11 protein-coding genes and 1 pseudogene are annotated in these 13,732 nt (G+C 57.6%); all 12 read right to left on the reverse strand.

Features of this window, described 5'->3' with window-relative positions:
- Window positions 1-49: 49 nt before the first annotated feature.
- Window positions 50-214: pseudogene (locus K349_RS19395) on the reverse strand (TAXI family TRAP transporter solute-binding subunit); the annotation flags it as partial.
- A gap of 171 nt (window positions 215-385) precedes the next feature.
- Window positions 386-1,348 (reverse strand): IS5 family transposase, encoded by a 963-nt coding sequence (locus K349_RS0109625; RefSeq protein ID WP_026368683.1) that lies wholly within the window; start codon window positions 1,346-1,348, stop codon window positions 386-388.
- A 116-nt stretch (window positions 1,349-1,464) separates the two neighbouring features.
- Entirely contained in the window at window positions 1,465-2,358 is an 894-nt protein-coding gene (locus tag K349_RS16970; protein WP_029165607.1) for a TAXI family TRAP transporter solute-binding subunit, read from the reverse strand.
- A gap of 103 nt (window positions 2,359-2,461) precedes the next feature.
- Window positions 2,462-4,750, reverse strand: a complete 2,289-nt coding sequence (locus K349_RS18075; protein ID WP_029165608.1) for a PAS domain-containing protein — start codon at window positions 4,748-4,750, stop codon at window positions 2,462-2,464.
- 346 nt (window positions 4,751-5,096) lie between these two features.
- Entirely contained in the window at window positions 5,097-5,714 is a 618-nt protein-coding gene (locus K349_RS0109645; RefSeq protein ID WP_169731333.1) for a transglycosylase SLT domain-containing protein, read from the reverse strand.
- Window positions 5,715-5,962: 248 nt separating this feature from the next.
- Window positions 5,963-7,138: an NAD(P)-dependent malic enzyme gene (locus K349_RS0109650; protein ID WP_029165610.1), complete on the reverse strand. Its 1,176-nt coding sequence runs from the start codon at window positions 7,136-7,138 to the stop codon at window positions 5,963-5,965.
- Between the two features lie 64 nt (window positions 7,139-7,202).
- Window positions 7,203-8,417 (reverse strand): 6-phosphofructokinase, encoded by a 1,215-nt coding sequence (locus K349_RS0109655; RefSeq protein WP_211240353.1) that lies wholly within the window; start codon window positions 8,415-8,417, stop codon window positions 7,203-7,205.
- 84 nt (window positions 8,418-8,501) lie between these two features.
- Entirely contained in the window at window positions 8,502-9,230 is a 729-nt protein-coding gene (locus tag K349_RS0109660; RefSeq protein WP_029165612.1) for a rhomboid family intramembrane serine protease, read from the reverse strand.
- The gene (locus K349_RS0109665) at window positions 9,227-10,108 is read right to left on the reverse strand and encodes an SDH family Clp fold serine proteinase (protein ID WP_029165613.1); all 882 of its coding nucleotides are present in this window, start codon (window positions 10,106-10,108) and stop codon (window positions 9,227-9,229) included. The genes K349_RS0109660 and K349_RS0109665 overlap by 4 nt, the downstream gene beginning before the upstream one ends.
- A gap of 450 nt (window positions 10,109-10,558) precedes the next feature.
- Window positions 10,559-11,839: a TRAP transporter large permease gene (locus K349_RS0109675; protein ID WP_034265295.1), complete on the reverse strand. Its 1,281-nt coding sequence runs from the start codon at window positions 11,837-11,839 to the stop codon at window positions 10,559-10,561.
- A complete protein-coding gene (locus K349_RS0109680) occupies window positions 11,836-12,303 on the reverse strand; it encodes a TRAP transporter small permease (RefSeq protein ID WP_245588037.1) in 468 nt (155 codons plus the stop codon). The genes K349_RS0109675 and K349_RS0109680 overlap by 4 nt, the downstream gene beginning before the upstream one ends.
- Window positions 12,304-12,425: 122 nt before the next feature.
- The gene (locus K349_RS0109685) at window positions 12,426-13,409 is read right to left on the reverse strand and encodes a TRAP transporter substrate-binding protein (RefSeq protein ID WP_029165616.1); all 984 of its coding nucleotides are present in this window, start codon (window positions 13,407-13,409) and stop codon (window positions 12,426-12,428) included.
- Window positions 13,410-13,732 lie beyond the last annotated feature (323 nt).

The raw sequence follows: 13,732 nt of genomic DNA on the forward strand, positions 1-13,732 counted from the left end.
GGCGGCGAAGCGCCCCGCCGCTGCGTGTTTCCGGGCGGATATCCCTCTATTACTGAATGACGCCCACTTCCTTGTAGTACTTTTCCGCACCAGGGTGCATGGGGATCTTGAAGAGCTTGGCGTTCTCGGGAAGCATCGTCTCCATCTTGGAGTTCACCGCCACCAAGTCGGCCTTCTTCTCGAAGGCGCTCTTGGTGAGCTGGTAGACAAGATCGGCATCAAGACTAGGGAAACCCTGAACAAGCTTCTCTAAAAATGTTCACAGCGGGAGGAAAAGAGGAAATGCCCCGCAAAGACCACGTTTCCCGCACCTTTGGCAGCGAAACGTGAGGAATTATCTCCGTCTTCCAACCCTTTTTAACCCCGGTAGCGATTTTTAGAGACACTACCCCCCTGTGGACAGGAGAAAACCTCTCGCCATGTAGAGATTGCACAGAGCGAAGAGCACGTACACGACACCGGTATTTTTGGCGAGACCTTTATAGCGCACTTTGGTGAATCCGAAGACGCATTTGACGACGTGGAAGACATGTTCAACCCGCGAACGGACTTTTGAAAGAAGACGGTTTTGCTCTTTCTCTTCTTCGGTGAGCTTTTTGTGCTTCGTGGCTCTTTTTTGGGTATAATCCACGGCGCGCGGGGCTTTCGTCCGGATCTCTTCGGTTTTGCCCATGTAGGCCGAATCTCCCCGGACTTCTTTTTCTTCTCCGTGCAGGAGTTCACCGATTCGGGTGGAGTCGTGCACGTTCGCCGGAGTGGTGACGAGACTGTGGACCTGTTTGCTTTCCTTGTCCACACCGACATGGACTTTCATACCGAAGTAGTACTGGTTGCCCTTCTTCGTGGAATGCATCTCCGGGTCGCGTTTCTTCTCCCGGTTTTTCGTCGATGAAGGAGCATGGATGATCGTGGCATCCACGATGGTTCCCTCGGAGAGTTTTAAGCCCCGGGAGGCGAGATGAAGATTCACCGCCTCGAAGAGTTTCTCTGCGAGCTTGTGGGTTTCCAGAAGATGGCGGAACTTGCAAATCGTGGTCTCGTCCGGAACGGGTTCGTTGCCGAGATCGATACGGGCGAAGCGCCGCATGGACTCCACGTCATAGAGGGCTTCTTCTACACCCCTATCGCTGAGGTTGAACCAGTTCTGGAGAAAGTGGATCCGGAGCATTCTCTCCAGCCCTATGGGAGGACGTCCTCTTCCCTCTTTCGGATAGAAGGGTTCGAGACGAGCGCAAAGCTCTTTCCAAGGAACTATCTGTTCCATTTCGGCGAGAAAGAGTTCCCGTTTGGTGGGTTTTCGGTATTTCTCGAACGAAATGGCGCTCGCGAAAGTTTTCTGTCGCTTCATCGTACCTCAGCCCCCTGGAAAGAAGGTCGCACCGGAGGAACATGGTGGCTTTGGGATTCATTTTACGGTCTCAAGGAAAAAACGGCGACATCCGCGCGGAGTTTTTCAGAGATTCCTTAGGGAAGCCCTGAGGAAGCTCTGAAGAAAGACCTTTCGCTTTCCCTTGACTCGAATCGCGTCAGGCTCTGCGAGGCGCCCTGCGGGGCTGACGCAGCATTATTCAGAGATTCCCTAGCCTTAACGGCGACAATGTTCCAGCTCGCGTAGGTTTTCACGGGCGCGGTCTGGTTTTTGTAGAAGTTCGCAGGAATCGTGAAAGGAACCCAATAAGGAGTCTGCTCCATAACTTTATCGAGAATTTCGTCGGAAAGGTCGATGAATTCCACAAGATCCAAGGTGGTGACTTCCACAACGCCGGCGATGCCAAGGGATCCCACGACGATGCCGCAGTCAATCCGCTTGTCGCCAAACGCGGCAGCCGTATCGGAAAGGCCGAGGTTTTCCGGCGTAATATCCTTGTCAGGATCGATTCCCGCAGCCTTCAGCAGCTCACGGGCCGTCACCTCCGTGCCGCTCGCTACAGCGCCGATGGATACACGCTTCCCCTTGAAGTCCTCGATGGACTTAATGCCGCTCCCTTTGGCGACGAGGAGGTGAACAGGTTCGGGATAGAGGGGGAGCATGGCACGGAGTTCTTTCTGCGGATTCCCTTCGTACTTGCCCTGCCCCATATAGGCGTGGTAGTAGAGACCGTCCATGAAGCCCAGCTCGGCCTCTCCGTCGGCCATGAGCTGAATGTTGTTCACCGTGCCTCCCGTGGACTGGGCACTGGCCTTCACGTCGGGGATTGTATCGCTCCAAATTTTTGCCAGTGCAGCTCCCACGGGATAGTAGGTACCACCGGTGGTTCCGGTACCAATGTTCAGAAACGTCACCGCAAACGCACCGCTTGTAAGGAAACCCAAACACAGAACCGCACAGAGCACGCCCCACAAAGCCTTCTTACGCATACAATCCCCTCCCCATATATGGTGTCCAATAGAGCATACAAAAAAAGCAGAGTGGCGTCAACTTTCCCATCTGATTCACGCAAGGCCGAACCAAACATCTCCGTCATTGGGGATCCGCCGACATGGACGAATGAGACGCATCTCTTGCGCCATCTCCATCACGACAAACGGAGATGTCTTCGCCCATCCTGTTTTTCAGATGCGTGGCAATAATGGAGCGAACCATAACGGAACGAGAGCGTTTGTGCCGATACATGGCGTCATCGGCCTCCCGGAAGAAAGACCACACGGAACCCCGCCCTCCAAAACGCACCGCATACCCCATGGAAAGGCTGAGGTAAAGAGCCCCTTCGCCGTTACTCGTCTCCACCGCACGGAGAAGCAGATCCAAACGCTCCTTGACGATCCGCTCGTCACATCCCGGCAAGAGCACCACGAATTCGTCGCCACCGATACGAGCAACGACGTCGGATCTGCGAAAAATGTTCCGAAGCAATTCCGCACACCTTCGGAGGAGACGGTCGCCCTCGGCGTGTCCAAGCGTGTCGTTCACGAGCTTGAGACAATCCACGTCGAAAACCGCAATACCAAGAGGATCGAACCGCCCGGAATCGAGCCGGCGCATTTCCTCCTCGAAATAAGCCCGGTTGTACAGGCCCGTGAGCATATCGTGGAGCGAAAGATATTCGAGTTCCTCCAGTGCCTTTCGACGATCCGTCACGTCCAGGAGAATCCCCTGGAGATGGCTCGGCGTTCCATCCGCTCCGGAACGGACCCACGTACGTTCCTCGATCCAGCGGACATCTCCGCTCTTCGTGAAAAAACGATACTCCCGGATATACTCCCTATGTCCCTCCTCCGCGTGGTTCGCGGTTTCCCGGAGCACATCGACCCGGTCTTCCGGGTGGATCAGGGTCCAGTAGGAGATCGTTCCTCCCAGGAACTCTTCCGGAGCATAGCCGAACTGGCGGATATTTTCCGAGACATACTCCACCGGCCACTCCGGTCCGACTCTCCAGAGAATTGCCACCACGGGGCTTCGTCCGATGATCATCTCCAGCTCGTTCCTTCGTCGGAGCACCTCCTCCAGGTTTTCCATAGTCCGCTTGAGTTCGGTGATGTCGAAGAGAACACCCTCCATCCAGCGGGGAATTCCCTCTTCGTCGCGAAGAATACGCCCTCGGTCGAGAATCCAGCGGATGCCTCCATCCCGATGGATAATGCGATATTCCCGGGAGTAGCGATCTCCCTTTTCTCCTCCGACGAGCCACTGGAGGAAGGCCTGACGATCTTCCGGAATCATGATGTCCGGAATGGTGAGATCGCCGTCGTCGAGAAAACGCTCCGCTGCATATCCCGTGATCTCCTCCACGGCACTTCCGATGAAAAGTTTGCTGCAGAAGACATCGAGACGGCTTCGATACACCGCACCGGGAATGTTCCGCACCAGATCTCCGTAACGTTCCTCGCTCTCGGACAAGGCCGCGAGGGAACGCTCCCGCTCTCGAAAAGCTTCTTCGAGTACCAGGGCATGACGACGCATCCTCCGCCGCAAGACATGAAACCACCACACTCCGACCGCCAGGAGAACCGCGAGGGCACCCCAGAAAAGAACGCGTTCCGTTTCTCCCCTCTCTCCCCGCAAAACGCCGAACCAGGCATCGTGAATCTGATCGTAACGCCCGGTGGATCGTAGAATATCCATTCCCTCCGTGAGAAGAGCCAAAAGCCTCGCGTCGTTCTTTCGCACGGCGAAGCAGTACTCCAGAGGCACAAGAGGCTCTCCCACGGACGTGACGTTGTCGATGCGGTGCCGCCTGAGAAGGTAGTGCCCTTGATAGGCACCGAGCAACGCCGCATCGTGCACTCCACTTGCAAGGAGCCGAAGCGCCTCCGCCGGGGTCTCCACGGGAACGATCTGACCGAAAAGGCCGTACTCGGCAGCGAAGTCGTGCATGACATCGCCTCTCTGGACAAGAACCGATTTTCCGCGAAGGTCGTCCAGAGAGAAAATCGGCGTGTTTCGCCTTACGAAAATGCGGTGAGAAACGAGCGTGTGAGGAGGCGAGAACTCCACAAGACGACGGCGCGCCTCCGTGCGGAACATGCCCATCAGCATGTGGATCCTGCCTTCCTCCAGCGCAGTGCGGACATCGCTCCAAGGGCCGAGAACGATGCGAACGCGCAATCCCATCGCTTCCGCCAGAGCATGCAACAGATCCACGTTGAATCCTGCAGGATGTCCTTTTGCGTCGAGGAATTCGTAAGGGGGGAAATCATGATCTCCGCCGACGAGGATCTCCTCCTCGGAAGCGGCGAAAAGGAGGGCGGAAAAGAACAACGACACGAGGAGAGCGGCGAACACGGACCATATCGGAACGACCCTTCGCATTCCGCTCCCTCCTTCGGCAACGGATCGACCTGGGGGCTTCCTGTTTTCAATGCTCAAAATCGCCGTGTTCTCATTTTACTTGACGAAATTTAAGGGCGCAAGCACAGCACTCAAAACATCGCGGAAGAGGCGGCAAGGAGACCCAACCCGGAGGATGGCGTTCTGTCTTGAGCCTGCTTCATTCGTTTTCCGCGGAAACTCTTGCACGGCATCCCGATCTGTCCTCCTTCCAAGTAGAAAATTCCCATGCGCTTTTCGCACATCCGACGCAAAAACAACAGGGACGACGGAAACAGATTCCGTCGCCCCTGCGAATCCTTTCTCTTTGGTCAGACAACCCATGCCGCTATTTCTTCGCCTCGAGTTTTTCCTTGTAGAGAGCCACGAGATTCGTGTAGTTCTTGAAAACCTCTTCCCTGAAGGTGAGACTGTGTTTGCTGTAATACCGCTCCACGGTTTCGTCGTAATCGTGGGTGCTCTTGGCGAGATTGTCCTTCAAGATGTGCGTGCCCACGCGAATGTTGATGACGGGCTTGAAGAGAATGCGAAGGTTCTTCACATTGGGATATTCCCGGTAGATCCATTTACGGTTGTCGTCCCAGTTGATCATCATGAGCCCGTATTCACTCTGGGTTTTCGCGGTCCAGACGAGATTGGACTGGGCGATCATCAGGGAGGCGATAAGGAAAGGGTCCACTTGAAACTGCTGTGCCGCCGCCTCCACGTACTCGGCGTAGTTCGCCGCACGTTTCTCGCTGATGTCTTTGTTCACCGTCCGGAAATAGGCCCGAAGCGCGTCTTTTCTCGCGCCGGCGTTCTCCGGGAGATTCCAGAGCTTCATGTACGCCACATCCGGACTCGTCCGGAAAAGCGGTGTGTAGGCAAACAAAGGCAATGCCCCGAGCAATACCGCCGCAAGAAGAAAAACCACAAGTCCCACGTTTCGTTTTGTACCACCGTTCATGATTGTTCCTCCATTTCCTTCCGGACACATGCTCCGCCTCCGGTCTCCCGTGATTCCTCTCTGGAGATTTGGGCATCGTACCACCGAAAGGATTCCTCCAACCCCGAAAAATGACGTATTTCCGCCTTGCCGGCTACGGGAAACTCTTCTCGGAAAGCCTGAGGAACAGCCGGATCACACCCGTTCGTTCGTGCTCCGCCTCGGGCATGAGGCATCGCTCCTTCCACAGGGGGACACTCGACGGCAAATCAGAGCCTGGCCACGCCAGTCCTTCGCGCCGCCTCTCCCACGCGGGAGGCCATTTCCGAAACGACCCTGGGATCGAAGGCGTCGGGAATGATGTACTCGGGCCGCAATTCTTCCTCGCTCACGAGAGAGGCAAGGGCCTCCGAGGCGGCGAGCTTCATCGCCTCGTTCACAACTCTTGCCCGTACGTCCAACGCGCCCCGGAAAATTCCTGGAAATCCGAGGCAATTGTTGATCTGGTTCGGGTAATCGCTCCGACCGGTGGCCACCACCGCCGCCCCGGCAGCCTTCGCTTCGTCGGGGTAGATCTCCGGCACGGGATTCGCCATGGCGAAAAGAATGGCATCCCTGTTCATAGTGCGCACCATTTCCCCCGTCACGAGACCGGGGCCGGAAATTCCGAGAAAAACATCCGCGCCCTTGAGAGCGTCCGCAAGGCTCCCTTTGACCTTCTCCGGATTCGTGATGGCCGCAAGGGCCTCCTTTGCGGAATTCATTCCCTGGGGACGCCCTGGATAGATGGCTCCGACGCGGTCGCAGAGGATGAGGTTTCTCGCCCCCGCGGAAAGGAGGAATTTGGCAATGGCCACCCCGGCAGCTCCGGCCCCTGACAGGACCATGCGGCACTCGCCCATTGTCTTGCCCACGATTTTGAGCGCGTTCCAGAGGCCCGCGAGAGCGATGACGGCGGTCCCGTGTTGGTCGTCGTGAAACACGGGAATGTCCAGACGCTCCTGAAGTCGCGTTTCGATCTCGAAACAGCGGGGGGCGGAAATATCCTCCAGGTTGATGCCTCCGAAACTGGAGGAGATGAGCGCCGTGGTCTCGATGATCACGTCGGGATCCTTGGAATCGATGCAGATGGGAAACGCGTCAATGCCGGCGAAGCGTTTGAAAAGGCAGCACTTTCCCTCCATGACGGGAAGCCCCGCGTTGGGGCCGATATCGCCGAGCCCGAGCACGGCGGTACCGTCGGTGACCACTGCAACCATGTTGTTTTTCGAGGTCACCTCATAGATGGCATCGGGATTGCGCACGATTTCCCGGCAAGGCTCGGCAACGCCCGGCGTGTAGACCAGGGAGAGTTTTTCCATGCCGTCCACGGGAATTCGTGGATTCACATCTATCTTGCCCCGATGCTCTCTGTGCAGTTCCAACGCCCTTTCAAACACGTCCATTTTCTTTTCCACGTTTTCAACTCCTCGACATCGAAATGAGAGATTCGGAAGCACTGTCTTCGTATCAGTACACGCGATCCTGCACACCCGGCCCTTCCGCGAAAAGAGGGGTGCAGGGAACAGGAATCCTTCCAAAACAAATGTCCATCTGCTCATAGAAGGACACGAGGCGAAGATCCACCTCGCGGCGGCGGATCGCCTCCTTCGTGGAAATGTAGCGGATCTCGCCGCCGTTGACCGAGAGCACCGTCACTCCCGAGAACCCCTGCAGAAGGAGGAGAACCGCTGCGGCGCCTGCCTCCTTGCCGAAGTTCACGTCGTAGGCGAAGGTGGAACCGGAGCGAACGAGATGTCCCGGCACGACCTCCCGGACCTCCGGGCTGGTGAAGACATCCGGAACGTACATGCCGACCTGTTTCAGAAACCGCTCGATCTCCTCGTCCCGGCGAAGCCGATCTTCGAGGCACTGCCGAACGTAGCGCCCGGCTCCCGCGAGCTTGACGTGACCGAAGGAATCCAGGGACGCCGAGCCGTCGGCGAAGAGGTTGCCCTTGTCATCCCGAATACCCTCGGCGACGACGATGGTGTAGGTGCCGGAGCGAAGGTCGCTCCGGAGAATGCGCCGCGTGTAGTGCCGCTTCATGTGGTCGTAGACCACGTCGAAGTCGACGGGAATCTCCGGAATGAGAATGCAGTCCGCGTCGGAGGCCACGCCTCCGCGAAAGGCCGTGTGCCCCGTATAGCGTCCGAAGACCTCCACCACCATGATGCGGTTGTGTGTCTTGCCGGTGGTCTGGATCTCGTTCACGAAGTGAGCGATCTTGTTGATGGCCGAATCGCCCCCGACGGAATAGGTATGGAGGTCCAGATCCATGGTTTTCGGTGCGTGCACACAGGGAATGCCGTTTTCCGTGAGATCCACCATGACACTCCCCGTGTCGTCGCCGCCGGAGATGACGAGCCCGCCGATATCGAATTTTTTCAATCCGTCGAGAATGCGCCGGTATTTGTCCGGATTTTTGATCTTCGAGATCTTCACCCGAGAATGTCCCGCTTCGGATCCCGCAAAGGACGAGTGCACGTGGTCGATGCGCTCGTCGTCCAGGCGGACCAGCTCGTCATAGTCCACGAGATTGTAGAGCCCCGCATAGCCGCTGGGAATGATGTAGGCACCAATGTTCCGAGCCACCGCGATCTTCGCCGCGGCCCGCACCACTGCGTTGAGTCCGCCACAATCGCCTCCGGCCGTAAGAATGCCGATGTTTCGGATGGGTTCCATCGTTCCGACCTCCTTTGCGGATGTTCTTCATCCTTCCATAAACCGACGACGCCAGGGCGGGAAGTTGTCCCGCATTCTCCCGCCTCAGCGGGTCCTCCAGGGAAAACGTCCATACTCCCTCCCCCTGTACTCGTAGACATAGCGCAGAGGCTTGCTTCTATCGCGGAGAAAGAGCGGCAACAGCAGCATCCCCGCGAGAAATCCTCCCACATGTGCCCAGTAGGCGACACCTCCCGACTGCATGGGAATACCGAGCCCGGCCGTACCGCCGATGAGCTGGAGAACAAACCAGAATCCGAGCATGATCACCGCGGGAACGCGCATGGTGAAGAAAAAGAGGAACAACGGCACGAGAACGAACACCCTGGCTCGCGGAAAGAGGAGAACATAGGCTCCCAGAACTCCCGCTACGGCACCGCTTGCGCCGATCATGGGAACGGTCTGTCCCGGGCCGAGCAGCGCCTCCAGAAGAGCCGCCGCGACACCGCAGAGTGTGTAGAAGAGAAAAAATCCTCCGTGTCCGGTGCGGTCCTCCACGTTGTTGCCGAAGATCCAGAGATAAAGCATATTTCCAAAAAGGTGAAACCATCCTCCGTGGAGATACATGGACGTGAAGAGTGTAAGCAGCTCCGCTGGATTCTCCCGCCACAGAGCGAGACGGACGGGAACCATGCCGAAGGTGTTCGTCAGCACCAGCAGTTCCTGACGGGGCAGCACCGCTTCGTAAAGAAAAACGAGGACATTCGCCCCGATGAGCAGATAGGTGACGAAGGGAAAACGCTCTCCCGGAACATCATCGCCGAGAGGAATCACGCCTCGTCCCCTCCTCCCCTCCACGCGGAAAGGAATCCTCCGAGAGTCCCTTTGCCTCTCTTGGGCATTTCGTAGGGCAGGGGAATGTAGTTCACCGAAGGACGCCCGCGCCCGTGTTGCGGATAGAGCATCATGAGGGCGTAGACCTCCTCGGGCATGTCCGTTCCCACGGGCAATCCCAGTTCCCGGGCCTCCTCAGCCGAAATGGGGTAATCGTGGGTCCATGTGCCCTGGCTCAGGAGATCCGCCAAGGCTTCAGCCCTCTCCTTGGGCATGCCGTTTGCGGTGATGATGGTCACCACCAGTTCCCGAACCTGACGAAGCGCCTTCCGGGCTACATCGGCCAACACCAGGGTCTGATCGTCGATGTCGTTGCTGTTCTTCTGTTCGAGCACCTTCAGCAGAGACGCCGCGGGCATCTGTCCCAACTGCGGATCCACCGGCCCGAGCACGGCATTGGAGTCCATCACGATGTGATCCGCCGCGAGCGCCACCAGCGTGCCGCCGGACATGGCGTAATGGGGTACGAAGACAGACACGGGAGCCTTGTGGCGGATAAGGGCGCAGGCAATCTGTTCCGCCGCGAGGACAAGCCCGCCCGGGGAATGGACGATCAAGTCGATGGGCATGTCCGACGGTGTGAGACGAATGGCACGAAGAATCTCCTCCGAGTCGTCGATGTCGATATAGCGCGAGACGGGAATTCCTAGAAAAGAGACCGTCTCCTGGCGATGAATGAGGGTGACCACCCTGCTCTTCCGTCTACGTTCCATGCGAACGATGATGGAACGGCGCTGTCCCTCCAGAAGCTTCTGTTGGAATAAGGGCGTGAGAAAACTTCCGAGGAAAAAAAACCAGAAAAGCCAGCTCATGTCCATGTCTCCGCCTCTCCTTTCCGTTTCGGCTCCCCGCGCCATCTCCCGGCGGGAAGGCGGGAGTTCTCCCGTTCCCGAGATTGTACCCGCAAGATGCGGCTTCTGCCACTCAAGATTGCCGGAACAGCCGTTTCCGAAAAAATTTTCCGCGGAGAGAACGCACCAGCCTTCGAGGAACGGAAGAAGCGTCACGACATCAAAAAAGGGAAACGCCGGATCATCCGGGCCGATCGGACATCCCCCGCGCAAGGCGATCCTCGGAAGAAAAGCGGGAACTTCCTCCCGCCTGCGCGAGGATGTCTCTCAAACAAAGCGCACCCGAAACCGCCACGCGCATCTCCTCCACCATCCGCCGGGAAAATGCAACTGCACCTCATCGATCGCCGCCGCACTCCTTTTCCAAGACGGCAGCTCCTCCGGGAAAACGTCTCCCGGCACTGCCCAGCGCAAAAATTACCCGCCGAACGTTCTGGGGATGACCAGAATTATATCCTGGAAGTAGGTGATGAGCAGGAGATCCAGAAGGAGAACTCCCAGGTAGGGCATCACTTCCCGCGTAACTTTCTCTATGGGAATTTTCGTGATTGCCGAGACCACGAAGAGGTCCAGTCCGACCGGAGGAGTGATGCAGCCGATGGCGAGGTTCACCACCATCATGACTCCGAAGAAGAGCGGATCGATGCCCATGGACAGCGCCACGGGAAGCAGAATGGGCGTGAGAATCACCACCGCCGCGGAGGCGTTGATCAGGGTTCCCACGAAGAGAAGCAGCACGTTCACCAGCATGAGAAAGACAAGGGGATTTGAAGTGAGCGTGGTGAAGTACAGCCCGAGTCTGTGCGGCACCTGGGCGTTGGTGAGAATCCAGCCGAAGAGGTTGGCGCCGCCCACGACGAACATGATCATGGTGGTGCTCACCGCCGCATCGAGCAAGACCTTGGGAAGATCGGAGATCCGCAGTTCCCGGTAGACGAAGAGGCCGATGAAGAGACCGTACACCGCCGCCACCGCCGCCGCTTCCGTGGGGGTGAAGATGCCGCCGTAGATACCGCCGATGATGATCACCGGCATGAGCAGCGCCCAGAAACACTCCCGGAAGGAACGGACAATGTTGCCGAAGGAGAGGGAGCCGACCCCCTCGTATCCTCGCTTCTTCGCGATGAAATAGCTCACCAGACACATGGAGACGCCCATGAATGCTCCGGGAAGAAATCCTCCGAGAAACATGTCCCCGATGGAGACGGACGCGATGGCACCGTAGACAACCATGGTGATGCTCGGAGGAATGACGATGCCCACGGTGCCTCCCGCGGCCACCACCGCCGCAGCGAAGTCCTTGTGATAGCCCCGCTTCTCCATCTCGTCGATCATGGCCGTGCCGATGGCGGCCGTGGTCGCCGCGGACGACCCCGAGATCGCGGCGAAAAACATGCCCGCCACGCCCACCACGAGGGCAAGTCCTCCCGCGAGCGCCCCAACGAGGGAATGCGCAAAATTGAGCAGCCGCCGCGTTACTCCGCCGTGAGACATGAACGCCCCGGCGAGCATGAAGAACGGCACGGCAATGAAGGAAAAGGAGTCCACGGAGGTGAACATACGCTGCGCCACGACAATGAGAGGAATATCCATGATCGTGTAGAGCGCCACCGCCGCGGAGGCACCGAGGGCGATGCCGATGGGGGCTCCCGTGGCAAGCACGAAGAGGAATCCGCCGAAGACAACCCAGAGGATCATGCCGTGTCCCCTCCCTTCGTGAGAAAGGCGTACAGCTCCACCAGGAGTTGGCAGAGCATGAAGAAACACCCCGCCGGAATGGCCAGATAGACGTAGGCCATGGGAATCTCCATGGCGGGAGAGAGCTGTTCGAAGGTACGCAGCACCATATTCGCCCCCTGAACGATCATGATGGTCATGAAGACGATGCTGATCGCGTAGGCAAGACTTGTGCAGACCTTCGCCGCACCTCCGCGAAGCCTGCTGCTTATGGCGAGCACCGCCATGTGCCCTCCCCGACGGGCAACCACGGGAAGCCCCAGGAAAACCGTCCAGACGAAGAGGTACCGGGACAACTCCTCCGAATAGGTGAGGGAACTGTGCAGGGCATAGCGGGCCACCACCTGGGCGAAGGTGAAGAAGAGCATGAAACCCATGGTGACGATGATGATTCTCTGAAGGACCAGATCGGCCATATCGAGCACTTTTTTCAAGCAGATCCCCCCGATTTCGCGGAGAGGAGCGGCGAAAAATGCCGCTCCTCTCCTACCCGAACGAAGTCTTTCCGGCGCACCGCACCACCGAAAAGACGGAGCCTGTCCGTCGTCTACTGAACGTTCACAGTCTTTTCAATGTTCTCCTTGCCCACCTTGTCCTCGAACTTCGCCCAGACACCTCGCGTCGCCTCGGCAAAGGCCTTTTTATCCACGTCGTCGTTGATCTCGCTCTTTCCGCTCTCCCGGATCTTCTGCCAATAGCCATCCTCCAGCTCCCGGCAGAGGTTGCGCTGCCAGTCCCGAGCTTCCACGGCGGCCTCGAGCACCTTTTCCTGCAGCTCCTGGGAGAGTTTGTTCCACGCCTTGAGGCTCACCAGGACAGGCTCCGCCGAATAAGTGTGCCCCGTGAGAGAGATATATTTCTGTACCTCGAAAAACCGGGCGGTGTAGATGTGCGCCGCAGGATTCTCCTGGCCGTCCACGACACCCTGTTGCAGCGCGGTGAACAATTCACCAAACGCCATGGGCGTGGGGTTCGCACCAAGGGCTTTCATCATCTCGATGTAGATCGGTTGCTCCATGACACGGATCTTGAGCCCTTTCATGTCCTCGGGCACCCGAATGGGATGTTTGTTGTTCGTCATGTGTCGCACGCCGTTCTCCATGTAGACGAGGACTTTCATTCCCTTGCCCTCGAGCTTCGCACCGATCTCCATGCCCACCGTGTCCAGAGCTTTGTAGGCATGCTGCACATCCCGGAAGATAAAGGGAAGATCGAAGACCGCCACTTCGGGAAGGAAATTTCCCAACACGGCCGTGCTGGTGAGGGTGAAGTCAATGGTGCCGAACTGGGTTCCCTCGATGAGATCGCGCTGATTGCCGAGCTGGCTGCTCGGAAACACCTGAATCTCCACCTTGCCCCCGGTCTTCTCCTTCACAAGATCCGCAAATTTCTGCGCTCCCTGCGCGTAGGGATTCTCGGGATCCGCGATGTGCCCCAGCTTGAACACGAACTCCGGCTCGGCAAAGGCCGTTCCGGTGACAACAAGGATGAACGCCAGAATCAATGATGCCCACACGGTTCCTTTTTGCATTCCACACACCCTCCTTTGTCTTCCTCCGTTCCCGAAAAAAACCCGGAGGTCCCTCCTGTTTTGCTCCCCCCCTCTTTCCCTGTCTCCCCGTGGAGACGACGCAGCCTTGGAGGAACACGACGAGTGTGCTCTCTTCATCTTTTTTGAACAAGAGTTTCGGTTTTTTTCCGGCCAAAAGAATCTTTTCGTTCACGGAAGGAGCGGAGGGAAAAGAGGAAATCCCTTGGGGTGGAAAGCTTTTCCGGAAGACGCTCTATGAACGAAATCAAACAAAAAGAAACAGTGCCTTCCGGGAACAACCCGGTGATTCGGATACCTCCCGG

It is taken from the genome of Aminiphilus circumscriptus DSM 16581, from assembly GCF_000526375.1.
Lineage (GTDB): Bacteria > Synergistota > Synergistia > Synergistales > Aminiphilaceae > Aminiphilus > Aminiphilus circumscriptus.

Coding starts and splice junctions, on each gene's coding strand:
- K349_RS0109650 (WP_029165610.1), bottom strand. CDS start 7,138: ATGGACGTGTTTGAAAGGGCGTTGGAACTGCACAGAGAGCATCGGGGC.
- K349_RS16970 (WP_029165607.1), bottom strand. CDS start 2,358: ATGCGTAAGAAGGCTTTGTGGGGCGTGCTCTGTGCGGTTCTGTGTTTG.
- K349_RS0109665 (WP_029165613.1), bottom strand. CDS start 10,108: ATGGACATGAGCTGGCTTTTCTGGTTTTTTTTCCTCGGAAGTTTTCTC.
- K349_RS0109675 (WP_034265295.1), bottom strand. CDS start 11,839: ATGATCCTCTGGGTTGTCTTCGGCGGATTCCTCTTCGTGCTTGCCACG.
- K349_RS0109625 (WP_026368683.1), bottom strand. CDS start 1,348: ATGAAGCGACAGAAAACTTTCGCGAGCGCCATTTCGTTCGAGAAATAC.
- K349_RS0109645 (WP_169731333.1), bottom strand. CDS start 5,714: ATGAACGGTGGTACAAAACGAAACGTGGGACTTGTGGTTTTTCTTCTT.
- K349_RS0109685 (WP_029165616.1), bottom strand. CDS start 13,409: ATGCAAAAAGGAACCGTGTGGGCATCATTGATTCTGGCGTTCATCCTT.
- K349_RS0109655 (WP_211240353.1), bottom strand. CDS start 8,417: ATGGAACCCATCCGAAACATCGGCATTCTTACGGCCGGAGGCGATTGT.
- K349_RS18075 (WP_029165608.1), bottom strand. CDS start 4,750: ATGCGAAGGGTCGTTCCGATATGGTCCGTGTTCGCCGCTCTCCTCGTG.